A 23,588-nucleotide genomic window follows, 5' to 3' on the forward strand; every position below is an offset into this window, starting at 1 on the left:
ATCTTTTCAGTGTAGCGCAGCTCGACCGCGTCCGGCCGATGCGCAGCCTGAGGCGACGGCATCAGCCGGACGATCGGTCGCTCGGCAGGACCGCTTCGCCGGACAACCCGCTGGCCCGTAGGACGCGCCTGGCGACAGTGTCACGGACGAGTTGCAGACCGCCGGCGCTGACTACGCTGAGGAAAGAACGTGCGCGGGTAATCCCGGTATACAGCAGTTCGCGGGTCAGCACCGGGTTCGCCGTCTCCGGAAGGACGAGCGCCACGTGGCCGAACTCGGAGCCCTGCGCCTTGTGCACGGTCAGCGCATAGGCCGTCTCGACGGCCTGGAGACGGACCGGGGCCACCCAGCGGACCGGGCGACCGGCGTCTCCGCTGGCGAAAGCGACGCGCAGCGTGCCCCGATCGGGACCCGCGGGGATCGCCAGCGTGATACCGATGTCGCCGTTCATCAGCCCGAGCCCGTAGTCATTGCGCGTGACCAGCACCGGACGGCCCGGATGCCAGCCGTCGCTCTCGGGAATGAGGCTTGCTGCGCAGAGCACGCGAGCGATCTGCCGGTTCAGCCGCTCGACGCCCCACGGCCCGCGGCGCAGCGCCGAGAGTACCTGGAATGTCGCGTAGGCGCTGAGCACTTCGTTGGCCCAGCCATCGACCTCGGCCTTCCCGGCGTCCGGCGCCGGTTGTCGCCGGTGCATCGTTTCGAGGTAGTGGCGATAACCTTGCCTCTGCGGCGTCGCCGCCGCGCCGGGCCGCTCGCCGGCGCAGCCGTCGACGGCCAACCGGTCCAGCGCGGTCTGCTCGCCGGCGGTCGGCAGAACGAACGCCAGGTCGGCGTGACGCCCTTCGAGGATCGCCACGACGCGCTCGGGGTCGCCGTCATTGACCGCTTCGGCGAGCTGACCGATGCCGCTCTCCGCAGCGAAGCGGTGGCTGCGACGCAGCATGACGATCGTCTGGTCGAGCGCCTGGCCCTGGGGATCGACCCACTCCGGCCCGATTGGCTGACCGGTCGCCGCGCCGATCCACTCTGCGGTTTCCGGGAGGTAATGCGCTTCGGCCGCGCCGCGACAGAGTTCGCCGAGGACCGCGCCGGCTTCGACCGACGCCAGCTGGTCCTTGTCGCCGAGCAACACGAGCCGCGCAGCAGGCGGCAACGCGGCGAAAACCGCGGCCATCAGCTCGAGGTCGACCATCGACGCCTCGTCGATGACCAGCACATCGACGGCGAGGGGATGGCCCGAATGGTGACGGAAGCGCCGCGTCTCGGGACGACTGCCGAGCAGGCGATGGACCGTCGTCGCGGTCGCCGGGATCAGCCCGCGCAGCGCTTCACCCTGCGCCAGGCCGCCCAGCGGCAGCCTGGCCAGCGCTCCGGCGATCGCCTCGTTGAGCCGCGCCGCCGCCTTGCCGGTCGGCGCGGCGAGGCGGATGCGCAGCGCACCGGTCTGCTGGTCGGCAGCCGATCCGCCGAGCGCAAGTTCCTGGAGCAGCGCCAGCAGGCGAACGACCGTCGTCGTCTTGCCGGTCCCCGGGCCGCCGGTGATGATCGCGAAGGCGTTGCGCGCAGCCAGCGCGCAGGCGACCTTTTGCCAGTCGGGACCGGGCAACCCGGCCGCTGGCGCCGGGAAAAGGCCGTCGAGTGCAGCGCGCAACGCCACGGCCGGCGCTGCCGTGGCGCCCAGGCGCTGGGCGATCGCGCGGCGCACGTCCTGCTCGCACTGCCAGTAGCGGCGCAGATAGAGGCGTCCTCCGGCAAGAACCAGCGGCGTGTTGCCGGCGCCGCGCGCGACCAGCGCGGGTCGGTCGAGCGCGGCGAGCCACTCGGCGAGGCTCAGCCCGGCGAGCACTTCGGCAGGCACCGGCAACCGGCCGCCGGGCGGCGCCGAATCCGCCGCCTCCGGGGGGAGCGCGAGAACCCGCTCGGGTTCGGCAAGCGTCGCCGCGAGGTCGAGACACACGTGGCCGCGCCCGAGCTGATGGCTGGCCAACGCCGCGCCGAGGAGCAGCAGCGGCGGTGCTTCGGGAACCTCGCGCCAGAGGAAGTCGGCGAAGGCGACGTCAAGCGGCCGCAGCCATTCGCTCGCCGACCAGCGTCCAAGCAGCGCCCGGAGGCGCCGCCGGCTGTCGATCAGCCGGCCGTTCACCCGCTCTGCTCCGCGCTCTGGCCGGAGAACAGCTGATCGAGCGCTTCGATCAGCTGGCGCGGCGGGCGCTCGAAGTGGATTCCCTGGCCGGCAGCGAAGCTGCCGCGCAGGAAAAGGTACACCGCTCCGCCGACGTGCCGGTCGTAGTCGTAGTCCGGCAGCCGCAGCTTGAGCAGGCGGTGCAGGGCGACGAGATAGAGTGCGTACTGCAGGTCGTAGCGCGCGTGGAGGATCGCGCCGCGCATCGCCTCTGGGGTGTAGGCGGCGTCTTCGGCACCGAGCCAGTTCGACTTCCAGTCGGCGACGTAGTAGAGACCGCAATGCTCGAAGACCAGGTCGATGAATCCCCTGAGCAGACCGTCGAGCCGCCGTGCAGGCAGTCTCGGTCTCGGCGCTCCGGCGAGTGTGTGCCGGCAAACGAGTTCGTCGATGCGCCCGGTGTCCACCGCGCGGGTGGTCAGCGCGAACTCCATTTCGGCAGCCGAAGCGCCGAGTTCGGCGAGCCGCACTGCGTGCGCCGGCCGACCGGGCTCGGGCGGCAAACGCCACGGCGTGCTCAGGAAATGCTCGAGCCAGACCGCGAGCGGCTCGATCCAGCGATCCCAGCCGTGCGCACGGCAGTTGCGCACAATCCGCTCACGGAGCGGCGCCGGATCGTGCCACGAGAAGGCGTGGCCGGCCGCCGCTTCGAGCAGCCCGTGAAGAAAGGTTCCCGCCTCGGCACCGCGGGGGAAGTCGTGCAGCGCTCCGACGAGCAGCGGGCGGGTCGGCCGCCCTGCTCCGCGCGGCTCGCCGGAGGGCGGCAGGGCGAGCTCGCCAGGAACCACCCCCGCGAGCGTCTCCTGCACCAGAGCGGCGACCGGCGTCTCGGCGGGAGTCGCCGGGAAGTCGTTGACGCTGTCACCCGCGACGCGCAGCGACGAGTAGCTGGCGATGCCCCAGGCCTGGCGCACGGCGCGCCGCGCAATCCGTGCCTGACCCGACCCGGAAGCCGGCGCCAGCGGTCCGGAGAAACGCTCGTCGCCGGCCTCTGGCGCCTGTGCGACGACGATCTGCGGCAGACCGCCGCGCAGCTCTTTGAGCCGGCGCGGCAGGTCGGACGCTGCGATTTCTTCGCCAGCGCCGAGCAGGTAGCCCGCTGCGCTGTGCGCCAGGTCGGCGATTGGCGCAAAACCGACCCAGGTGGCGTAGCGCGCGCGGGTCAGCGCAACGTATAGCTTGCGCATATCCTCGGCGAGGCGCTCCCGGTCAGCACCCTCGACGAGCGACGGATCGGCGACCAGCGCGAGCTGCAGCTCGCCCGCGTCGTCGTGCCACCTCAGCGGCAGGTCCTTCGCGCCGTCGATCCGCCGGCAGCTGCTGGCGAAGGGCACGAAGACCAGTGGATATTCGAGTCCCTTGGACTTGTGCACGGTGACCACCTGGACGAGTCCTTCGTCGCTTTCGAGACGCAACTGGCGCACGTCGCCACCAACGCCGGCCGAAGCATCGTGCCTCTGCTCGGCCAGGTGGCGGATCAGCGCGTGCTCGCCTTCGAGCAGGACACTCGCCTGCTGCAGCAGCTCGGCGAGGTGCAACAGATTGGTCAGCACCCGCTCCCCACTCGTCGCCCCGCGCGCCGGGTCGCTGTCATCGAGCAGACGCAGCGGCACTGCGAAATCGTTGAGCAGGCGACGCAGCATCGGCAGGACACCCTGGCCGCGCCAGCACTCGCGATACGCGCGGAACTGCTCGACTCGCGCTTCCCAGGTCCGATCGTCGTCTTCGAGCACGTCGAGCTCGCGCCAGTCCACGGCGAGCAGGCGGCTCGCCAACGCCCGGCGCAGACAGCGTGGGTCGTCGGGATCGGCACAGGCAGCGAGCCAGTTCTGCAGCTCGGCGGCTTCGCCGCTGGCAAAGACCGACTCGCGTTCGGACAGATAGACGCTGCGCACGCCGCGTTGGCCCAGTGCCTTGCGGATCGTGTCGGCCTCGACTCGCGCGTTGACCAGCACGGCCACGTCGGCTGGGGTCAGCGGCCGCATCCGTCCGCTGCCCGTAAAGCCCGCCTGCCCTGCGGCACCGAGCCTGAGCAAGCGAACGATCTCGCTCGCGCAGGCTGCGGCGATCTGCTCGCGGGACGCTTCCTTGCCGAGTTCTCCGCCGTCGGCGCCAGGCGGCAGCCACCAGGCGGTCAGCGCGGGCAGCTCGACGCCTTCCGCGACGAGCACGTCGTCGCGACCTCGGGCAACGGCAGCGGTGAACGGCAACGGGTTGCCGCCCGCCCCCCTGAACAGGAACGCACCAGACCCGTCCCGGCGCTGTTCGGCGAAAGCGAAGCAGCGGTTGGTTGCCTCGACCATCGCGCGCGTCGAACGGTGGTTGGTGCTCAGCGTGTGCAGACGGCCGGCGCAGGCCTTCCGCGCGCGCAGGTAGGTGTGGATGTCGGCGCCGCGAAACGCGTAGATTGCCTGTTTCGGGTCGCCGATCAGCACCAGCGCGGTCGCCGGGTCGTTGCGCTCGACACGGTAGATGGCGTCGAAGATGCGGTACTGCAGCGGGTCGGTGTCCTGAAACTCGTCGATCAGTGCAATCGGGAACTGCGCGCGAATCACCGCTGCGAGCCGCTCACCGCTCGGGCCGTGCAGCGCCGCGTCGAGTCGGGTCAGCAGGTCCTGGAAACCCATCCGCGCGCGGCGCAGCTGCTCGGCAGCCAGACGCTCGGCAACCCAGCGGGCCGCGTGACGCAGCACTTCGGCGCGCGCGTCGGGCAGCTCGGCAAGCGCGGCCTGGAGACCGGAGATCGCCTGCCAGCCCGGATGCGCGGGCGGACAGCCATTCCTCCAGAGTTCGGCGATCCCCGGCGAAGCGAGCCGCTCCCAGCCCTTGCCGAGGTTCGGCGAAACGCTCCCGGCGTCGTCCCGCCAGGTGCGCAGAGCGGCGAGCCAGTTCCGGTAATGGCGCGCCTGCAGCCGGCGCCCGTCGACCTGCCGGCGCGCGACGGCCTCGTCGAGCAGTTGCTCGAGCTCGTCGACCCAGTCGATCCACGGCGCCTTGAGCTCGCCCAGGCGCTGTTCGCGCGCCGTGCGCGCGCGCGGCACACTGAGCGCGGGCGACTCCGCTGCGCAGAGCGAGCCGGCATGATCGACGAGCCCGCCGAGCGCCTTGCGCAGCCCGTCGGGATCCGCCCACCACGGCATCAGCTCGCCGAGCGACTGGGCGTCGAGGGGAACGACGAAGCTGCGCCAGTAGTCTCGGACGACTTCTCCGAGCAGATCTTCCTGATCGGCTTCGAGCGTCTGAACGAACAGGCTGTTGCTGTCGAAGGCGTGCTCGCGGAGCATCCGTTGGCACCAGCCGTGGATCGTCCACACCGCGGCTTCGTCCATCGCCTCGGCGGCGAGCTGCAGCCGGCGCGCGCAGGCCGGCCATTGATCGGCTGCGTACTGCCCGCGCAGATCGTCGAGCAGGTCTTCGCCGGCTCCGGCGGCCGGTCGATCGTCGGCGATCTCGCGGAAGCGCGTCGCCGCTTCCGCGAGCCGGCGGCGAATCCGCTCGCGCAGCTCTTCGGTCGCCGCCTCGGTGAAGGTGACGACGAGAATCTCGCGCGGCGCGAGCGGTCGCCAGCCGTTCGCTGCGCCGTGCCCGAGAACCAGACGCAGGTACAGCGCGGCGATCGCGAAGGTCTTGCCGGTACCGGCGCCCGCCTCGATCAGCTGGCTGCCGCGCAGCGGAAAGCGCAGCAGGTCGAGTTCGACCGGCCCGTCGCCAGCCAGCGGCACGCCGGTCACGGATCCTTTCCGGCGTCGACCGGCACGCCGCCTGCTTCTGTCCCGCCGTGCACCGCCGAGTGAATCGGCCGAAGAAGGCGGTCGACGAACTCGACGAACTCGCCGCCGGCGACGAGCGCCGCGAAATCGGGATAGACCAGCGCCAGGGCCGGATCGTTGCCGACTTCGCCAGCGACGCCAAAGCCCCCCTCGTACGCGCTGCGCGCGGCTTCGCGGCCCTCCCTGAGCCAGGCGAAGCCGGTCTTCACGGCCAGCGGCAGCGGTCGGCACATGCCCTGCTGCCAGGCGTGCAACAGGTCGGTCAACTGCGCCGCCGCCTGCTCGGCCGGCAACGGCGGCAGCTCGACGTCGCCGACCTTGCCGACGAGCATCGTGGTCACACGGCCGGCGCAGAGCTGGAGCGCGAGGTGCCTGACCCAGTGAGCGACGACGACCTCGCCCCGGTACCGGCGCTTGCGGATCAGGTCTCTGCTTTCGAGCTCGACCCGGCCGAGCCGCCCGGCGGCGTCGCCAAGCAGCCCGCCGAGCCGGTCGACCACTTCGACGCGCTGGCCGGCGAGGTCGGCGGCGAAGCGGAACTCTCCGGCCCGGTCGACCTCTTGCGGCCAGCGAGCGAGCGCCGCGCCGTAACGGGCGAACAGGTCGTCGATCGGCGCGACGAGCTCGCTCGCCAGGACGTCGGCGAAGGCGCCGGCGGGCAGGTCGCCGCGCCGGCGGAATGCACCGAGCCGGGCTTCGCGGGCCTCAGCCGGATCGAGTCCGGCGGCGAGTGCGCCGGCCTGAGCGCGGATCAGTTCGTCCTGGAGCGTCCATCGGGTCAGGCCATCAAGGCCAAACGGCTCGACGTCCTCGCTCGCCGGATCCTCGCCCACGAAGGAAACGCCGAGCCGTTGCTCGAAGAAGGCGCGTACCGGCCGGCTGAGGAATCGCCCGAGATCGTCGAGCGACAATGGCTCGTCGCGCAGCGCAACGGGCAACGGTTCGTACCGGGCCGCTCGCCGGTGAGCACTGCCGGCGGCCTGCGGCCGCCACTCATGCGCATAGGAGAACAACACCGAGTTCTCGGGATCGCGCGGAAAGTAGTCGGCGCTGAACGCCTGCAGACGATGCTCGGTGGTCAGGCCGGCGAGCAGGGCCTCGCCGCTGCCCGGACCCGGGTATCCTGAGCGTGTCCAGCCCGCGGCCAGGTGATCGCGGAGCTGGCCGACGAGCACCGACGGTGGCCGCGGCCGGTTGTCGTGCACACTGCGCCCGATCCACGAGACGTGCAGCCGCTCGCGGGCCGAGAGGAGCGCTTCGAGGAACAGATAGCGGTCGTCCTCGCGCCGCGAACGGTCGCCCGGACGATGCTCGTCGGCCATCAGGTCGAAGTCCATCGCCGTACGGCTGCGCGGGTAGTCGCCGTCGTTCATTCCGAGCAGGCAGACGTAACGGAAGGGAATCGCACGCATCGGCATCAGCGTCGCGAAGGTGATCGCTCCGCCGAGAAAGCTCTGCGTCATCCCGCCGTCGTCGAGGCTGGACAGCCAGTTCTCGGCGACCACCGAGAGCGGCAGGGGCTCTTCGACAGCGGCCTCGGCGCTGGCTGCCTGCCAGGCCTGCAGCGCCTCATCGAGTTGCAGCAGGGTCAGCGCGTCGCGGCCTTCGGCGGCGACGAAGAAGTCGGCGATCAGCCTGCGCAGGCGAACACACCAGACGTCGACGGTGGCCGGCTCGCGCAGCGCTCGCCAGTTGTCGTCGAGGCGCTCGACGAGTTGCACCAGCGTGCCGAGCAGCGCCGCCTCGAGCCCGCCGATCCCGTCGCACGGTTCGATCTGCTGCCAGGCGCCGCCGCTTCCGCCGACCGCGTAGCCGAGGAGCATCCGCCGCAGGCCGAACAGCCAGGTGTTGCGCGCCGGTTCGTCGCCCACCGCCGGCAGACCGAGGCCTGCGCGCTGCTCGTCGTGCAGGCCCCAGCGAACGTTGGCCGCGCGGATCCACCGCCTCAGGCGCGGCAGGTCGTTTGCGCCGATGGCGAAACGCCGCTGCAGCGCAGGCACTTCCAGGAGGTCGAGCAGGTCGCTGACCGCGAGCCGGGACTGCGGCAGGTCGAGCAGCTTTTGCAGCGCGTTGAGCAGCGGCTCGACCTGCCGCCGCCCGCGGTCGGCGAGGGCAAACGGCAGGTGGCGCGGGTCGCCGGTGTCGACGAGTCCGAACACCGCCTGCACGTGCGGTGCGTAGCGGTCGATGTCCGGCACCATGACGATGACCTCGTGCGGGGCGAGGCCGGGGTCGTCGTTGAACGCGGCGAGTAGCTGATCGTGAAGGATTTCGACTTCGCGCTGCGCGCTGTGCGCGACATGGAAGCGGATCGAGACGTCGCGCTCGACGTCGACCGGCGGCCAGCATTCGCGGCTCTCATGAACCGGGCGCAGCTCGAGTATGTCGTCCTGGAGCTGCTCGAGCAGCGTGCGCCCGCCCGAGGGCTCGAAGAGATCGACGCGCTGCCCGAACGCCGCGAGCTGCGGCAAAAGGCGCGCTTGCGCCAGATCGCTGTCGTGCTCGTCGAGCAGCCCGATGAAGTCGCGTCCCTGCTTGCCCCAGGCGGCGAGCAGCGGGTTCGCGTGCAGGTAAAGCTGCTCTTCGGGTATCTCGCGGGGCACCCGCCGTCGCTGGCGCACGTCCCGCGGGCGCAGCAGGTCACGAGCGGCGACGATGTCGGCCCAGTAATGGCGGCACGGGTTGGGCACGCAGACCAGCACCTGCGTCCAGCGGGCGATCTCCGCGAGCACCTCGAGCGACTGCCCGGGCAGACTGGAGATGCCGAAGACGATCAGCCTTCGCGGCAGGCCGGCCGGTCTTTCGCCCGACGGCCAGCTGCGCGCGCAGCGCACGAAGGCCTCATGAACGGCAGCCCGGCCGCGGCTCGCCGCCTCGTCGCGCGGGCCGTGATTGACGCGCACGTCGGCAAGGAGCGCCCGCCAGAGTGCCGCCTGCCATCGCTGACCGGGGTCGAGAGCGCGCTCGCGGTGCTGGCCGTCGATCAGCACGTCGCGGCCGGCCGCCCAGGCGGTGAGCCAGTCGGCACGGTAAACCTGGTACTGGTCGAACAGATCGGCCAGGCGCCCGGCGAGCTGGAAGCGCTTGCGCGAATCGTCGTCGTCGCTGAGAAAGGCGCGCAGCGCGGCGAATTCGGGCTGGTGGGCGAGTTCGGGAAGCAGACGCAGGAGCCGCCAGACCAGCCGCGCCTCGTCGAACGGCGAGGTTTCGGGAACTGCGCCGGCGCCGAGCAGTGCGCGGTACGCGCGCCAGACGAAGCGCGACGGAAGCAGCGTTTCGATCGCCGCAGCGATTCCGCAACCGCCGTCGGCCCCCCGGGGGTCGGCTGCGAGCGCGATCCGCAGCCACTGGGCGATGCCGTTGCTATGCACGAGGACGACCTCGTTGTCCAGCGGGGCCAGCGGCTGCCGCTTCATCCAGGCGATGACCAGGTCGCGCAGCGACTCGGCGCGATTGCCATGGACGAGGATCAGGCCGGGTTCAGGCTGGACTGTGGCCACTCGGGACTCGATCGATCAACGGCTCGCCGATACTGGACTCCGACGGCGCGCGGAAGCCGGCGATCGGGGTCGCGGAAACGCCGTCGAACAGCCAGGTCCGGAGACCTCCGGCAGCGTCGCCCGACGGCACCCGCCGCCGGGGCGAATCTTACGCCCACGGCGCCGCAACGACCAGCAGGCCGACGCGCCGAAGCCCTGGCGGCGGCCGATTCGACAGCCCGCCCGGGCAGCAGATATACTTTCCCGGCAACGCCTCGCCACCGCCGGTCCCGTCTGGCCGCCGCTCCGTCTGTCGTGCCTGCCGATCGGCGTACCTGGCCTGCGCGAGCACCTGGCCTGCGCGAGCACCTGGCCACTGTCCCCGGAGCCTGATGTGGGCAAGCTTTCCAGCAAACTGCGGATCGGCGAAAAAATCGGCCTGGGCTTCGCGCTCGTCGGGCTGCTCTTCGCCGGGGTCATCTGGCACTTCCACGAGACGCTGCACTCGCTGCTCGGCGACTACCAGCAGCTGCAGACCGTCCACGAGGCGAGGAAGTCGCTCGCTCTGGAGATCGAAATCGAGATGGCCGCCGCCCGCGACGCCGAGAAGAACTTCCTGCTCCTGCGCCGCGAGCGTTTCGCCGAAGAAGTGACCAGACACCTGGAGGTGCTGCGCGAGAAGGTCGGCGCGTTTGCCGCGATCGACGAGCCGTCCCGCCGGACTGCCGAGGAACTGTCCGCGCTGCTCGCCGCCTACGAGCGGAGCTTCGCTGCGCTCGCCGACGCCTGGAGGAGCATGGGCCTCGACGAGAACTCGGGAATCCAGGGCGCTTTCCGGCAGAAGATCCACCGCCTGCACGAACTTTCCGCGCAATACAACATCGACCAGCTGTATACCGTTCTTCTGCAGATCCGGCGCAATGAAAAGGATCTCGCGCTGCGCCTCGACCCGGCCTACCGCGATCGGGTGCGCCGGCTGACCGCCGAGTTCCGGCAACTTGTCGAGAGTTCCGAGCTGCCCGAGGCAACCCGACAGAGGCTGCGCTCAGACCTCGCAGCCTACGCGCGAAGCTTCGACGAGTACGCAGACAGAGTGCTCCGGACCGGCCAGGCGGATGGCGGCAAGGGGCCGTTCCGCGAAGCCGCGCAACGCATCGAGGCGCTGCTCGACACCTATCACGTCGCCAACCTCGAAACCGGCGTGCTGCAGTTGCGCCGCCGCGAGAAGGACTTCCTGCTGCGTGGTGACGAGTCGTACCCGCCGATGGTCGTCGAGCTCGCCCGCGAGCTCCGCGCCCGGATCAGCGAGTCGGCGATTCCGGCCGCAGACAAGGCCGTCCTTCTCGGCCTCCTGCGCGACTATCAGCGAAGCTTCCTGGTCCTCGTCTCGCAGCATGCGAGGATCCGCGAGCTGAGCGAAGAAATGGACTCTGCCGCGGCCCGCGTCGCGCCGCTGATCCAGCGCAACGTCGATGAAGCGAACCGGACGATGGCCTCGCGGGTCGCCACGATCGGCGAGTCCTCACGGGCCGCCGTGCGCGTGGACCTGATCGTCCTGTTCTGCGCGATCGCCGCCGGCCTCACCGTCGCGACGCTGATCACCATCGGCATCGTCCGCCCGGTTCGTCAGATGGCCGGACTGCTCGACGATCTCGCCTACGGCTCGCCAGCCGGCCGGGTTGACACCGTCGCCGACGGCCGCGACGAGATCAACGCGATGGGCCAGTCGCTGAACGCGCTGATCGACCACCGGGCCAACTTCCTGGGCTGGTGGAAGGCATCGATGGGCGAGCTCGCTGCGGCACGTGATCTGCATGCCGCCGAGGACGACGCAACCCGCGATCAAGCGACCCGGGAACTTCGCTGGGCAGTCTCGGCGATGCTCCAGCAACTGCGGTCGATCCGCAGCCACGCCGTCGATCACGCTCGGCGCATCGCCGATCTCGCCCAGCGCTTCAGTTCCACGGGCAGCAGGATCGGCGCAGACGAAGCGAGGACTATCGAGCACTCGCTGCAGGCCATGGTCGCGCTCCTCGAAGCGGTCGGCGACGACGACACTGCCCAGGACAGGCGGCGAGCCAGTTGACGACGACGTCTGGGGAATCGGGCAGTCGGCGCAGCCACCGTTCCCGGCACGAGCGGTGCCTGATCCGCTCGGCGACGCCGGCGGGGCGTCGCGTGCTCGGCAGTCGTGAATGAATCGACTGCGCGGCCAATCTGCGCGGTTGCCCACTCGCTCGCCCAACGGCCGGCCTTGCACAGGCGGCCGGCGGCGGCGGCGCGCAGCATGCTGCGCGAAACCCCGCCTTCGCCCTCGCCTATCGATCTGATCGGTCCCGTCGTTCGCTGCATGAGGGAAGAGACCCTCCCCTTCCCTGAAGCCGGGCATCCCGGCCTGCCCGCGACGATTTCTTGACGACCTCTCAGTCGGGCAGTTCGATCCACTGGCCATCGACGAGCCCTTCGACCGGCCCGAAGTTGGCCTTGTAGGACATTTTCCGACTGTCGCGGATCCAGTAGCCGAGGTACAGGTACGGCAGGCGATTGGCGGCGCACTGGGCGATCTGCCAGACGATGTTGTAGGTGCCGAAACTCGCGCCGTGCTCGTCGGGATCGTAGAAGGTATAGACCGACGACAGTCCGTCGGGCAGGACGTCGATGATGCTGACGATGCGCAGCATGCCGTCTTCGGCAAACTCGATCAGCCGGGTATCGACACGGCTCTGGAGCAGAAAGTGCGTGTATTGCTCGTGACTGTCCTGGTCCATCCCGCCGCCGGCGTGCCGCGCCGACTGATAGCGCAGATAGAGCCGGTAATGCTCCTCGCGAAAGCAGAGCGGCATTTCGCGCGCCTGCAAGGCCGTGTGCCTGCGGACGCTTCGCCGCTGGCTGCGATTGGGCGCGAAACGCTCGACCGGGATGCGCACCGGAACGCAGGCCTGGCAGCTGTCGCACTTCGGGCGATAGGTGAACACGCCGCTGCGCCGAAAACCGCTGCGCACGAGTTCGCCATAGACTTCGCTGCTGATCAGATGGCTCGGCGTGGCCACCTGCGAGCGCGCTCGTTCTTCGGGCAGGTAGCTGCAGGCGTACGGCGCGGTGGAGTAGAACTGCAGCAGCGAGAAAGGCAGCCCGGAATCGTTGAGTCGCGACATGCGCCTAGGTCCAGGGTTGGCCTGCGCCATCGCTCGGCCATCTTCCCGGTTCCCGGGCGACGGCGAGGAGCGTGCGCAAGCGGGCGACGAAAGCCTCGCGCGGGATCTCCCGCGCGCCGAGAGAAGCGAGGTGCCCGGTGCTCATCTGGCAATCTATCATGCCGTAGCCCTCGGCTTCAAGGAAACGGGCAAGGTGTGCGGCAGCCACTTTCGAGGCGTTGCTGACCAGCGAGAACATCGATTCGCCGAAGAAGGCGCGGCCGATCGCCAGACCATAGAGACCGCCGACCAACCGCTCTCCGTCCCAGGTCTCGACCGAATGCGCGATCCCCAGGCGGAACAGCCGCTGGTAAGCGAGTTGCATCTCGCCAGTGATCCAGGTGCCCCGCTGTCCGGCGCGCGGGGTCACGGCGCAGGCGTGGACCACCGCCGGAAAGCTGCTGTCCAGCCTGACTTCGAAACGCCCTGCGCGGAGGATCCGGCGCAGCGAGCGCGAAACGCGGAAATCGGCCGGGAACATCACCATCCGCGGATCGGGACTCCACCAGAGGATCGGATCACCATTCGAGTACCAGGGGAAGATGCCCCGCTGGTAAGCCTCGATAAGCCGCCGCGGGGAAAGGTCGCCGCCAGCGCAGAGCAGGCCGTTGGGGTCGCGCAGCGCGGTCTCGACGGGCGGGAAGGCCATTGCGCCTTCGATCCACGGAATCATCGGTGCAGGCGGATCGCCCTTGCCGAACCACGTGGCTCGGGCGCCGTGCTCCTGAAGGCGACGACGTGATCGACGTCCAGACGAATGCCGATCATTTCGCCGATCGCGTGATCGTGATGCGACGGAACCAGCGAGAGGACCTCGACGCCGCTCTGCAGGCGCAGGGTATAGAGAATCTCGGCCCCGCGAAAGGCCTTGCTGCGCACTTCGCCGGACAGGGTCGCCCGATCGTCATGAACGACGTCGTCGGGCCTGAGCAGGACCTCGACCCCGCAACCCTTGCCACAGGCCGCACAGCCCGGACTGCATTCGAGCGGAAGGCGCGACTGGAGAACACCGAGTTCGATCTCGACGCGCCGCTCGTCGAGTACGACCCCCGGCAGGAAGACTCCCTGGCCAACGAAGTCGGCGACGAAGCGGTTCGCCGGCTCGTGGTACACGCGGTAAGGCGTGTCCCACTGCTGGATCGTGCCACCGGCCATGACGCCGACCTCGTCGGCCATGGCGAACGCCTCGTGCTGGTCGTGAGTGACGAGTACCGCGGTGATTCCCTGACTCCTGAGAATCTCGCGGACCTCGAGTGACAGCCGCTCACGCAGATCGACATCGAGATTGGAAAACGGTTCGTCGAGCAGGATCAGCTGTGGTCTCGGGGCAAGCGCGCGCGCCAGGGCGACACGCTGCTGCTGTCCTCCGGAAAGTTCGTGCGGATAGCGCTGGCCCTGACCACTCAGGCCAACCGTCTGGAGCAGATCACCGACCCGGCGGCGCCGCTCGTCGCCGGACAACCCGGCCAGTCCGAAGCCGACGTTGGCCTCGACGGAGAGGTGCGGGAACAGCGCATAGTCCTGAAAGACCATGCCGATCTGCCGCCGCTCGGGCGGCAGGCGGCGGCCCGGGCTGCTCACGCGTCGCCCCTGCAGACGGATCTCACCACCCGCGAGATCCTCGAAACCCGCGATGCAGCGCAACAGCGTCGTCTTGCCACAACCCGAGGGCCCGAGCAGGCAGGCGATGGTCCCGCTGTCGACACCGAAACTGACGCCGTCGACGACCGTGTGGCTTCCGTAGCGGTGAACGATACCGGAGACTTCGAGTTGGGCCATCGCGAGCGCTCGTCGTGTATGCCAGAGTCCAGGCCCAGGCGTTCCCAGGCAAGGCCGGCGGCAGGCGCCGGCGGAGCGGCCGGGCGTATCCATTATAATGGGTGCTCGACCGTCCAGCCCATGACCGCCCAGCGTACAAATCCCCTGCTCGTCGTCTCGATCGGCGTCGCCGTCCTGGTCGGGCTGCCGGTAGCCAGCCTCCTCGGTGGCATCCTTGGTAGCGGGACCGGGGCAACCTGGTCGCATCTTGCAGCAACGGTCCTTCCCGAGTACCTGGTCAACACGCTGTTGCTGTGCTTCGGTGTCGGATCGGGCGTCGTCCTGGTCGGGGTCACCACCGCCTGGCTGACCGCGATGCACGAGTTCCCGGGAAAGCGCTTCTTCGAATGGGCGCTGGTCCTGCCGATGGCCATGCCGGCTTACGTGATGGCCTACGTGTACACCGATTTCCTCCAGTTCGTCGGACCGCTGCAGAGCGCTCTACGCGAATCTTTTGGCTGGGACCGGTCCGATTACTGGTTTCCGGAAGTGCGCAGTCTCGGCGGCGCGGTGGCGATGTTCGTCTTCGTCCTCTACCCCTACGTGTACCTGCTCGCCCGAACGGCGTTCCTCGAGCGTGCGAGTCGCCTCGCCGAGGCGGCGCGGATGCTTGGACTCGGCCCGTGGCGGAGCTTCTTCCGCGTATCGCTGCCTCTGGCCAGACCGGCAGTCGTCGCCGGAACCACGCTGGCGCTGATGGAAACGCTCGCCGACTACGGAACGGTTTCATACTTCGCCGTGCAGACCTTCACCACGGGAATCTACCGGGCCTGGTTCTCGCTCGGCGATCGCCTGGCTTCTGCGCAACTCGCCGCCGCGCTGCTCGGCTTCGTCGTCGTGCTGCTCGCCGTCGAACAGCTCTCGCGCGGTCGCGCGAGCTTCCAGAACACCGGTGGGCACCGTCAGCGCAGGTCGGGCCAGCGCCTGCCAGGCGGCCAGGCAATCCTGGCCGTTGCCGCCTGCTCACTGCCGCTGGCCGTCGGCTTCGTCGTGCCGGCGTATCTGCTGCTGCGCCTCGCGCTCGGCGAGCACGAGGCGAGCCCTTTCGCCGGACATTTCCTCGTCCTCGCGCGCAACAGTCTGGTCCTCGCCAGCGTGACGGCATTGACCGCACTCGTCCTGGCGGTACTGCTCGCCTACGGGGAACGACTCGCGAAGGGCCCGCTCGCACGGCTGCTCAATCGCCTGGTCAGCCTGGGCTACGCGGTTCCGGGCTCGGTGATCGCCGTCGGCGTGCTGATTCCGGTGACCCGCCTCGATCATTGGCTGGCCAATCAATGGCAGGAGTGGACCGGAGAAAACCCCGGCCTGGTGCTCACCGGCGGGATCGCTGCGCTCGTCTACGCCTACCTCGTGCGCTTCCTGGCAATCGCCCTGCAGACCGTCGGCACCGGGCTCGCCAGGATCACCAGGCACATGGACGAGGCCGCGCGTAGCCTCGGGCTCGCCCAGTGGCCGACGCTTTGCCGGGTACACCTGCCGATCCTGCGCGGCACCCTGTTCGCCGCCGGCCTGCTGGTTTTCGTGGACGTGATGAAGGAATTGCCGGCAACGCTGGTCATGCGCCCGTTCGACTTCGACACGCTGGCCACCCAGGCGTATACCCTCGCCTCGGACGAACGCCTCGGCGAAGCAGCGGCGGTCTCGCTGGCGATCGTCGTCGTCGGCCTGCTGCCGCTGATCGTGCTCGGCCGCCAGATCGCGCGTAGTCACCGCTGAATCGGCAATCGCCACCGCCGGCCGCGCGGCCGGTCAACGATAACCGACCCGGTCGAAGATGATCTGGGCCTTGGCGCGATAGGTGCCCAGCGAACCGACGGGCAGGCTGTCAGCCTTGAACTTTCCGAGAGCTTCGAGCGCCGGATTGGCGACCTTGACCCCGGCGACGACCGGCCATTCGTTGTTGCCGTCCGCGAAGTAGCGTTGCGCCTCGTCACTGGCCAGGTATTCGAGGAACTTGACCGCTGCCTCACGGTGCGGCGCGGTCTTCAGAACGCCGCCCCCGGAGACGTTGACATGCGCGCCGTTGCCCTGCTGATCCGGCCAGACGACGGCGATCCGTTCGATCACCTTGCGATCCTCGGCCTTTTCCGAGCGCATCATCCGGGCCAGGTAATAGGTATTGGCCAGCGCCACCGCGCACTCACCGGCCGAGACGGCACGAATCTGATCCGTATCACCGCCCCGAGGCGAGCGAGCCAGATTGGCGACGACGCCCCTCGCCCATTGTTCGGCCCTGGCTTCGCCCTCGTGGGCGATGATCGAGGCGAGCAGCGAAAGGTTGTAGGGGTGAGAAGCCGAACGCGAGCAGACCTTGCCCCTGAGCCGTGGGTCGGCGAGATCGGCGTAGGTCCGCAACTCTTCGGGCCTGACCGCCCCCTTGGCGTAGATGATCACCCGCGCGCGCATCGAAAACGAGAACCAGTCGCCGGTGCGCAGATGGGCCGGGATACGCCTTTCCAGAACGGCCGACTTGACTGGCGCAAAAAGACCCATCTCGTGCGCGGCCGACAGGCGAGCGGCGTCGACGGTCAGCAGGACATCGGCCGGGCTGTTCGCGCCCTCGTTCCTGATCCGTTCGAGCAGTTCGTCTTCCTTGCCTTCGATTCTCCGGATCGTGATCCCGGTCCGCTGCGTGAATTCGCTGTACAGAGCTTCGTCGGTCTGGTAGTGGCGCGCCGAGTAGAGGTTGAGAACCTTCTCCTCGGCGGGGACCCCGCTGACCCAAAGCGCAGCGATGAACAGGCCGAGCAGGCGAAAGGCCCAGCGGTGCTTCATGATGATCCTCCGGTCAGGTCAGCGAGACAGTCTTCCTGACCGGCGATCATATCCGAAAACGCGCCTCCCGCAGATGAGAATCGTTATTGCTAAACGCCGGCAAGCGACGCCGCTCAGCGGCGTCGCTTGCTCGTCGCGTGACCCGATTCAGCGTGAGAGCAGCCGGCGTGCCCCGTTGTAACGCTCGATCCAGTAGCTCTGGCGCATGTCGTCGACGCGGATCTCCGCACCCGTGCGCGGCGCGTGCAGGAACCGGTTGTCGCCGAGGTAGATGCCGACGTGCGAGAAGGCCCTGCGCATCGTGTTGAAGAAAACGAGATCGCCAGCCTTCAGCTCGTGACGGTCGATGACCGCACCGATTTCGCTCTGTTCGCGAGCGCTCCGGGGCAGGAGGATGCCCATCGTCTCCTTGAACACGAGTTGCACGAAGCCGCTGCAGTCGAGACCGGTATCCGGATTCGTTCCGCCGAAGCGATAGTTGATGCCGATCAGCTCGAAGCCCTTGAGGATCAGATCCTGCGCGCTGCTCGTGTAGCGCTCGATGAGCGAGGGCTCTTCGACTGCCTGCTGCTGTTCGTTGGCGTGGACCGGAGCCAGCCCTGGAAGGATCGTCAGAGCGGCGCTGAAAACGCAGTTGAGGATGTGTTTTTTGACCATGGGGCCGAAATTTATGTGAAAAATGTCACACTGTAAACCCCCTGCCGGACAACGGCCTCTGCACACGGCACTCCAGCTTGCTGCAGCAAGGTTCTAACTTAAAGCGGAAAATCACCAATCCGGCGAGCCAGGGACAGGATGCTGCCGTGCACAGCGGACCGCTGGCGGAGGCCGGCCAGGCCGCCGCGGCCAGCTCCGCCGACGAGCGCACGCCGGTTGGCGGTACGCCGCGCCGAGCGCCAGCGAAGGAAAACCGGGGAGATTGTGTTTATAATCGGCGAGCCGGAGCCCGCCCGCCATCACATCATTGAGCGAGCAGCCAGGCGCTCCGATCCACCGGACGAAAAGAACATGAGACCTTTCAAGGCTTATCTGATCGAGGAAGAGGCAGGACAGGCCCGCGGACGCTTCGTGATGATGGACGAAGCACAGCTCGATCCGGGCGAAGTGACGATCAGGGTCTCGTACTCGAGCGTCAATTACAAGGATGCGCTGGCTGCGACGGGTACCGGGAAGATCATCAGGCGTTACCCTTGCGTCGGCGGCATCGACCTGTCGGGAATCGTCGAGGCCAGCGCCGATGCGCGCTTCCGGGCCGGCGACGAGGTCATCGCGACGAGTTTCGACATCGGCGTCGCGCATCACGGCGGCTACGCCAAGTACGCGCGCATCCCGGCAGACTGGGTGGTGCCACTGCCTTCCGGGATGTCGCTGCTCGAGGCAATGGCCCTCGGTACCGCGGGCTTCACCGCGGCGCTCGGGGTCGTGCGCATGGAGGAAAACGGACTGACGCCCGACAAGGGCCCGGTGATCGTCACCGGGGCGACCGGGGGAGTCGGCAGCCTGGCGATCGACATCCTTGCGGGACGCGGCTATCAGGTCACTGCGCTGACCGGCAAGGACGGCGAGACCGGGTATCTCGAGCAGCTCGGTGCGGCCGAAGTGATCTCCCGTTCGGCCCTCGACCTCAAGCGCATCAGACCGTTGGACAGGGGAATCTGGGCCGGAGCCGTCGACAACCTCGGAGGCGAGGTGCTCGCCTGGATCCTCAGCACCCTCAGGCAAGGCGGGACGGTCGCCAGCATTGGCCTGGCCGCCAGCCCGACCCTGAACACGACGGTCATGCCGTTCATCCTCCGCGGAGCCTCGCTGCTCGGCATCGACTCGGGTTACATCGGCGATCCCTATCGCCAGGGTGTCTGGCAACGCCTGTCCGCAGACCTGCGCCCGCGTCACCTGCGGGACATGGTCCGGACCGTGGGTCTCGAAGAATTGCCCGGTCTGTTCGACGGTTTCATTCAGGGCCGCGCCCACGGCCGCGTGGTCGTCGATGTGGCCGGCGGGTGAACCGGACCTGCGCCTGATACGGGTCACTTGGGGTAATGCCAGACGCCGACTGGAGACCGCGCATCCTGATCGTCGACGAGTCACGGATGGCCCGCGCGACACTGATCAAGCGCGTTCGTGATCACTACAATTTCCGCGAGGAGGTCGATGGCGAGGCGGGCTGGCAAGCGCTGGTTCTCGATCACTCGATTCAGCTGGTGATCTGCTCGCTGTCGATGCCGATACTCGACGGTGACGGCCTGCTGGGCAGGATCCGGTCTTCGAAACTCGCGCGCATCCGGCAGTTGCCGGTACTGGTCATCGCCGGCGACGATGAGGAAGCCAACGCGCGCGCCCGAGCGCTCGGTGCATCGGACTTCGTCGGCCGGGCGGCCGGATCCAGCGAACTGCTCACGCGCATCGCCTCGCTGCTGCAGGTCGCGCAGATACAGAGCGAACTCGCGCAAGGCGGCGATCGCCAGCTACGCGATCAGGAAGATGGTCTGATGACCCGCCAGCAGGTCACCATGCGCGCCGCGCGCGCGCTCGCGGAGGCGTTGCGACAGGACAGTCCGGTCAGCGTCCTGGTGATGAGCTTCGATCGTTACGCTGCCCTGCGAGAGGAACACGGCAGCGAGGTTCTCGCCAGACTGCAGAAGCGCCTCGCCAGCATGCTCGCGCAGAAGGTTCGCCGGGAAGACATCCTCGGTCATTTCTCGGAGAGCGAGCTGGTCGTCGTCTCGCCGGGAACGCCCTATCCGGCCTGTGAGGCCTTCGCGAACCGCCTTCGCGAGGCTTTCGCGGTGGCCAACATCGCGCTTCACGGACAACGCCTCGAGCTGCTGATCAGTGTGGGCGTCGTGAATACGCCGGTCGATCGGGTCGGATCGGCCGCCGAGATGCTCGAGCTCGCCGCGGATCGACTCAGGACTGCCCAGCTCGCTGGCGGAAACCGGGTTCTCGCCTGTGCCGACAAGGCGTCAGCAGGAGCTCCGGCACCGCGGTTGAGTCACGCGCTCGATCTGATTCGCAGCGGGCACGCGGACGCGGTGGTTCCGCATCTCGCCGGCCTGGTCAACGAAATGCTCCCTTTTCTCGACTTGCTGGACAGGGAGTTGAAGCTGGACCTGCCGCTGGCAGGTATTCGAAAACGGTTGCTTGACCGGGAGCAGGCAGTCAAGGACACTCGGCAGGCATAGATCCCACGGGTGCAGGTGGGTGTTTCACATTCTGGAAGAGGGAGTCTCATGACCACAGTCAAAGAATTTCACAAGAAATCGATCGAGGATCCGGAAGGCTTCTGGGGCGAGGAAGCAAAACTCGTGCACTGGCACAAGCCGTTCACCAAGGTGCTCGACTTCTCCCGCCCGCCGTTCGCCAAGTGGTTCGTCGGCGGCGAAACGAACCTCTGCTACAACGCCGTCGACCGGCACGCCGAGAAGCGGCCGAACGACCGCGCGCTGGTCTTCATCTCGACGGAGACCGATCAGGAGAAGGTCTACACCTACAGCGAACTCAAGGCCGAGGTCATGCGCATGGCGGCGATCATGCAAAGCCTTGGCGTCGGCAAGGGTGACCGAGTGCTGATCTACATGCCGATGATCGCCGAGGCGATGTTCGCGATGCTCGCCTGCGCACGCATCGGCGCGATCCACTCGGTCGTTTTCGGCGGCTTCGCCTCGGGTTCGCTGGCCACACGCATCGACGACGCAACGCCGAAGATCGTCGTCTCGTCCGACGCCGGGATGCGCGCCGGCAAGGCCGTCCCGTACAAGCACCTGCTCGACGAGGCGATCGAGCTCGCGCAGCACAAACCGGCCAAGGTCCTGATGGTCGACCGCGGGCTCGACAAGGGCTTCAACAGAGTCGAAGGTCGCGACGTCGACTACGCGACGTTGCGCGCGCAGCACATCGACGCCGACGTTCCGGTGACCTGGCTCGAGTCGTCCGAGCCTTCGTACATCCTCTACACCTCCGGAACCACCGGCAAACCGAAGGGAGTCCAGCGCGACACCGGCGGCTATGCCGTCGCGCTCGCTGCATCGATCAAGAACATCTACTGCGGCGCAGAGGGTGAAACCTACTTCGCGACTTCGGACATCGGCTGGGTCGTCGGCCACTCGTACATCGTCTATGGTCCGCTGATCGCCGGCATGGCGACGATCATGTACGAAGGGACGCCGATCCGCCCCGACCCCGGGATCTGGTGGCAGATCGTCGAGAAGTACAAGGTCAGCGTCATGTTCTCGGCGCCGACCGCGGCTCGGGTCCTCAAGAAGCACGACACGGCGTACATGCACAAGTACGATCTTTCGAGCCTCAAGCACCTGTTCCTCGCCGGCGAGCCGCTCGACCAGCCGACCCACGAATGGATCATGGGCGAACTCGGTCTGCCGGTAATCGACAACTACTGGCAGACCGAGACCGGCTGGCCGATCCTCTCGTCGATGCCCGGCGTGGAGAAGACGGAGATTCGCTACGGCACACCGAGCTTCCCCGTGTACGGCTACAACCTCAAGATCTTCCGTGAGGACGGAACGATCTGCGACGTCGACGAGAAGGGGATAGTCGGAATCCTGCCGCCCTTGCCACCGGGCTGCCTGTCGACGGTCTGGGGCGACGACGCGCGTTTCGTATCGACCTACTTCTCGCTGTTCCGCGAGCCGCAGGTCTACTCGTCGTTCGACTGGGGGATCAAGGACAAGGACGGTTACCACTACATCCTCGGCCGCACCGACGACGTGATCAACGTCGCCGGACACCGCCTCGGTACGCGCGAGATCGAGGAGGCGATCCAGGGACACAGCGCGATCGCCGAAGTCGCGGTCGTCGGCGTCGCCGACCAACTCAAGGGCCAGATGCCGATGGCTTTCGCCGTGGTCAAGAACGCGGAGCACATCGCCACCCCCGAACTGGCCGCCAGGCTCGAGAAGGAGGTGATGAAGCAGGTCGACGACACGCTCGGCGCGATCGCCCGTCCGAGCCGCGTCCATTTCCTGACCGTGCTGCCGAAGACCCGCTCGGGCAAGCTTCTGCGGCGATCGATCCAGGCCCTCGCCGAAGGTCGCGACCCTGGCGACCTGACGACGATCGAGGATCCGACGGCGCTCGCGCAGATCCAGCGCGCGCTGGGCCACAAGGCCTGATCGCCGGTCGCCCCGACGCCGAGCACGGAGGCCTGCCGCGCCTGGGCGCGGCAGGCCTTTTTTCGTCGACCGATCGACCGGGCCGAAGCGGCGACACCGGCGTCGCGCCAGAACCATCGGGCCTGGCCGGTCCCTGCCGGCGGCCAGCACTCACCGCCGCCGCTTGCGCTAGACTTGTCACATGTGCGGACGTTATGCGCTCGATGCTCCCCACGCGCAGCTCGCCTGGCGATTCCAGCTTGCCGAATGCCCGGCGCTTCCGGCTCGCTTCAACATCGCCCCGGGAACCGGGATCGCGGTCGTCCGCCGGTCAGCGATCGGCCAGCGTACGCTCGACCTCCTGCGCTGGGGCCTGGTACCGCACTGGGCCCGCGATCCGGCGATCGGCGCGCGGCTGATCAATGCCCGCGGCGAATCGGTGAACGAGAAGCCGTCGTTTCGCGACGCCTTCAGGCGCCGCCGGTGTCTGATCCCGGCGAGCGGCTTCTACGAATGGCAGCGCGTTCCGGGAAAGGGTTCGCTGGAGGTCAGGCAACCCTACTACGTTTCGCTGACTTCGGGAGAGACGATGGCTTTCGCGGGCCTCTGGGAATCGTGGACCTCGCCCAGTGGAGAGGTCGTGCGCAGCTGCTGCATCGTCACCGCCCCGGCCAACGAGCTGATGCGCCCGATCCACGACCGGATGCCGCTGATTCTCGCCCCCGACGACTGGCAACAATGGCTCGCCGCGCCCGCAGATCAGGCTGCACAGCTGATCCGCCCTGGTCTCGATGCAGCCCTGCAGGTCTGGTCGGTCGCGCGCAGGGTCGGCCGGGTCAGCGAAGACGATCCCGGCCTGATCGAGCCACTGGACGACCTCCACCGATGAAGACGTGCTATCGCGACATCGAGGCCTATACGACGCGCGACGGCTCGACGATCCGCGAACTGTTGCACCCGGCGGCGCACGGCAGCCGCATGCAGAGCCTCGCCGAAGCCGTGATCTCGCCCGGAGAACGGACGCTGCTGCACCGCCACCGGCTCAGCGAGGAACTGTATCACGTCACGAACGGCAGTGGATTGATGATCCTCGGCGACGAGACCCTGGCCATCGCGGTCGGCGACACCGTGCTGATCCCCCCGGGAACGGCCCACTGCGTCACGGCGACCGGGACCGAGCCCCTGCACATCCTTTGCTGCTGCAGTCCGGCGTACCGCCACGACGACACCGACCTGCTGTGAAGCCGCGTACCGAT

At 68.2% G+C, this 23,588-nt stretch carries 15 protein-coding genes; 7 read left to right on the plus strand and 8 right to left on the minus strand.

What is annotated here, in order from left to right; all coding sequences use genetic code 11:
• Positions 1-61: 61 nt before the first annotated feature.
• The 3 genes from recD to recC are packed head-to-tail and all read right to left on the minus strand — an operon-like array spanning position 62 to position 9,455.
• Positions 62-2,146, minus strand: coding sequence for an exodeoxyribonuclease V subunit alpha (gene recD, locus NFW05_RS16065; RefSeq protein WP_295309236.1), 2,085 nt, complete (start codon positions 2,144-2,146; stop codon positions 62-64).
• A complete protein-coding gene (recB, locus tag NFW05_RS16070; RefSeq protein WP_295309239.1) occupies positions 2,143-5,916 on the minus strand; it encodes an exodeoxyribonuclease V subunit beta in 3,774 nt (1,257 codons plus the stop codon). The genes recD and recB overlap by 4 nt, the downstream gene beginning before the upstream one ends.
• On the minus strand, positions 5,913-9,455 hold the full coding sequence (gene recC, locus NFW05_RS16075) for an exodeoxyribonuclease V subunit gamma (RefSeq protein ID WP_295309242.1): 3,543 nt from the start codon (positions 9,453-9,455) through the stop codon (positions 5,913-5,915). Before recC ends, recB begins: the two co-directional genes overlap by 4 nt.
• 373 nt (positions 9,456-9,828) lie before the next feature.
• Between recC and NFW05_RS16080 the strand changes: the two genes are divergently transcribed.
• On the plus strand, positions 9,829-11,520 hold the full coding sequence (locus NFW05_RS16080; protein WP_295309245.1) for a hypothetical protein: 1,692 nt from the start codon (positions 9,829-9,831) through the stop codon (positions 11,518-11,520).
• A 337-nt stretch (positions 11,521-11,857) separates the two neighbouring features.
• On the opposite strand, the gene NFW05_RS16085 is transcribed toward NFW05_RS16080, so the two are convergent.
• Genes NFW05_RS16085 through NFW05_RS16095 form a run of 3 tightly spaced genes read right to left on the minus strand, consistent with a single transcriptional unit; the run spans position 11,858 to position 14,407 of the window.
• On the minus strand, positions 11,858-12,589 hold the full coding sequence (locus NFW05_RS16085; RefSeq protein WP_295309248.1) for an arginyltransferase: 732 nt from the start codon (positions 12,587-12,589) through the stop codon (positions 11,858-11,860).
• Positions 12,590-12,593: 4 nt separating this feature from the next.
• Complete coding sequence (gene aat / locus NFW05_RS16090; RefSeq protein ID WP_295309252.1) at positions 12,594-13,301, minus strand: leucyl/phenylalanyl-tRNA--protein transferase; 708 nt, start codon at positions 13,299-13,301, stop codon at positions 12,594-12,596.
• Entirely contained in the window at positions 13,298-14,407 is a 1,110-nt protein-coding gene (locus NFW05_RS16095; RefSeq protein WP_295309255.1) for an ABC transporter ATP-binding protein, read from the minus strand. The genes aat and NFW05_RS16095 overlap by 4 nt, the downstream gene beginning before the upstream one ends.
• A 120-nt stretch (positions 14,408-14,527) precedes the next feature.
• Here NFW05_RS16095 and NFW05_RS16100 point away from each other — a divergent pair, with 120 nt between their 5' ends.
• Positions 14,528-16,165 carry an iron ABC transporter permease gene (locus NFW05_RS16100; RefSeq protein ID WP_295309258.1) on the plus strand — a complete coding sequence of 546 codons (1,638 nt, stop codon included), beginning with the start codon at positions 14,528-14,530 and terminating at the stop codon, positions 16,163-16,165.
• Between the two features lie 33 nt (positions 16,166-16,198).
• Here NFW05_RS16100 and NFW05_RS16105 read toward each other — a convergent pair whose 3' ends face one another.
• Entirely contained in the window at positions 16,199-17,224 is a 1,026-nt protein-coding gene (locus NFW05_RS16105) for a Fe(3+) ABC transporter substrate-binding protein (RefSeq protein WP_295309261.1), read from the minus strand.
• Between the two features lie 147 nt (positions 17,225-17,371).
• Complete coding sequence (locus NFW05_RS16110) at positions 17,372-17,881, minus strand: C40 family peptidase (protein WP_295309263.1); 510 nt, start codon at positions 17,879-17,881, stop codon at positions 17,372-17,374.
• Positions 17,882-18,232: 351 nt separating this feature from the next.
• Here NFW05_RS16110 and NFW05_RS16115 point away from each other — a divergent pair, with 351 nt between their 5' ends.
• The 5 genes from NFW05_RS16115 to NFW05_RS16135 all read left to right on the plus strand — a co-directional run bounded on the left by NFW05_RS16115 (position 18,233) and on the right by NFW05_RS16135 (position 23,574).
• Positions 18,233-19,228 (plus strand): oxidoreductase, encoded by a 996-nt coding sequence (locus tag NFW05_RS16115; protein WP_295309265.1) that lies wholly within the window; start codon positions 18,233-18,235, stop codon positions 19,226-19,228.
• Positions 19,229-19,263: 35 nt separating this feature from the next.
• Positions 19,264-20,406 carry a diguanylate cyclase gene (locus NFW05_RS16120; protein ID WP_295309268.1) on the plus strand — a complete coding sequence of 381 codons (1,143 nt, stop codon included), beginning with the start codon at positions 19,264-19,266 and terminating at the stop codon, positions 20,404-20,406.
• A gap of 48 nt (positions 20,407-20,454) precedes the next feature.
• Positions 20,455-22,353 (plus strand): propionate--CoA ligase, encoded by a 1,899-nt coding sequence (locus NFW05_RS16125; protein WP_295309271.1) that lies wholly within the window; start codon positions 20,455-20,457, stop codon positions 22,351-22,353.
• Positions 22,354-22,534: 181 nt separating this feature from the next.
• The gene (locus NFW05_RS16130; RefSeq protein WP_295309274.1) at positions 22,535-23,221 is read left to right on the plus strand and encodes an SOS response-associated peptidase; all 687 of its coding nucleotides are present in this window, start codon (positions 22,535-22,537) and stop codon (positions 23,219-23,221) included.
• Complete coding sequence (locus tag NFW05_RS16135) at positions 23,218-23,574, plus strand: cupin domain-containing protein (RefSeq protein WP_295309277.1); 357 nt, start codon at positions 23,218-23,220, stop codon at positions 23,572-23,574. Before NFW05_RS16130 ends, NFW05_RS16135 begins: the two co-directional genes overlap by 4 nt.
• The last annotated feature ends 14 nt before the right edge of the window (positions 23,575-23,588 follow it).

The sequence above is a fragment of the Accumulibacter sp. genome (assembly GCF_023806625.1).
In the GTDB taxonomy this organism is placed as follows: Bacteria; Pseudomonadota; Gammaproteobacteria; order Burkholderiales; family Rhodocyclaceae; genus Accumulibacter.

Coding starts and splice junctions, on each gene's coding strand:
- NFW05_RS16095 (WP_295309255.1), bottom strand. CDS start 14,407: ATGGCCCAACTCGAAGTCTCCGGTATCGTTCACCGCTACGGAAGCCAC.
- NFW05_RS16110 (WP_295309263.1), bottom strand. CDS start 17,881: ATGGTCAAAAAACACATCCTCAACTGCGTTTTCAGCGCCGCTCTGACG.
- aat (WP_295309252.1), bottom strand. CDS start 13,301: ATGATTCCGTGGATCGAAGGCGCAATGGCCTTCCCGCCCGTCGAGACC.
- NFW05_RS16120 (WP_295309268.1), top strand. CDS start 19,264: ATGCCAGACGCCGACTGGAGACCGCGCATCCTGATCGTCGACGAGTCA.
- NFW05_RS16105 (WP_295309261.1), bottom strand. CDS start 17,224: ATGAAGCACCGCTGGGCCTTTCGCCTGCTCGGCCTGTTCATCGCTGCG.
- NFW05_RS16100 (WP_295309258.1), top strand. CDS start 14,528: ATGACCGCCCAGCGTACAAATCCCCTGCTCGTCGTCTCGATCGGCGTC.
- NFW05_RS16085 (WP_295309248.1), bottom strand. CDS start 12,589: ATGTCGCGACTCAACGATTCCGGGCTGCCTTTCTCGCTGCTGCAGTTC.
- NFW05_RS16130 (WP_295309274.1), top strand. CDS start 22,535: ATGTGCGGACGTTATGCGCTCGATGCTCCCCACGCGCAGCTCGCCTGG.
- NFW05_RS16115 (WP_295309265.1), top strand. CDS start 18,233: ATGAGACCTTTCAAGGCTTATCTGATCGAGGAAGAGGCAGGACAGGCC.
- NFW05_RS16135 (WP_295309277.1), top strand. CDS start 23,218: ATGAAGACGTGCTATCGCGACATCGAGGCCTATACGACGCGCGACGGC.
- NFW05_RS16125 (WP_295309271.1), top strand. CDS start 20,455: ATGACCACAGTCAAAGAATTTCACAAGAAATCGATCGAGGATCCGGAA.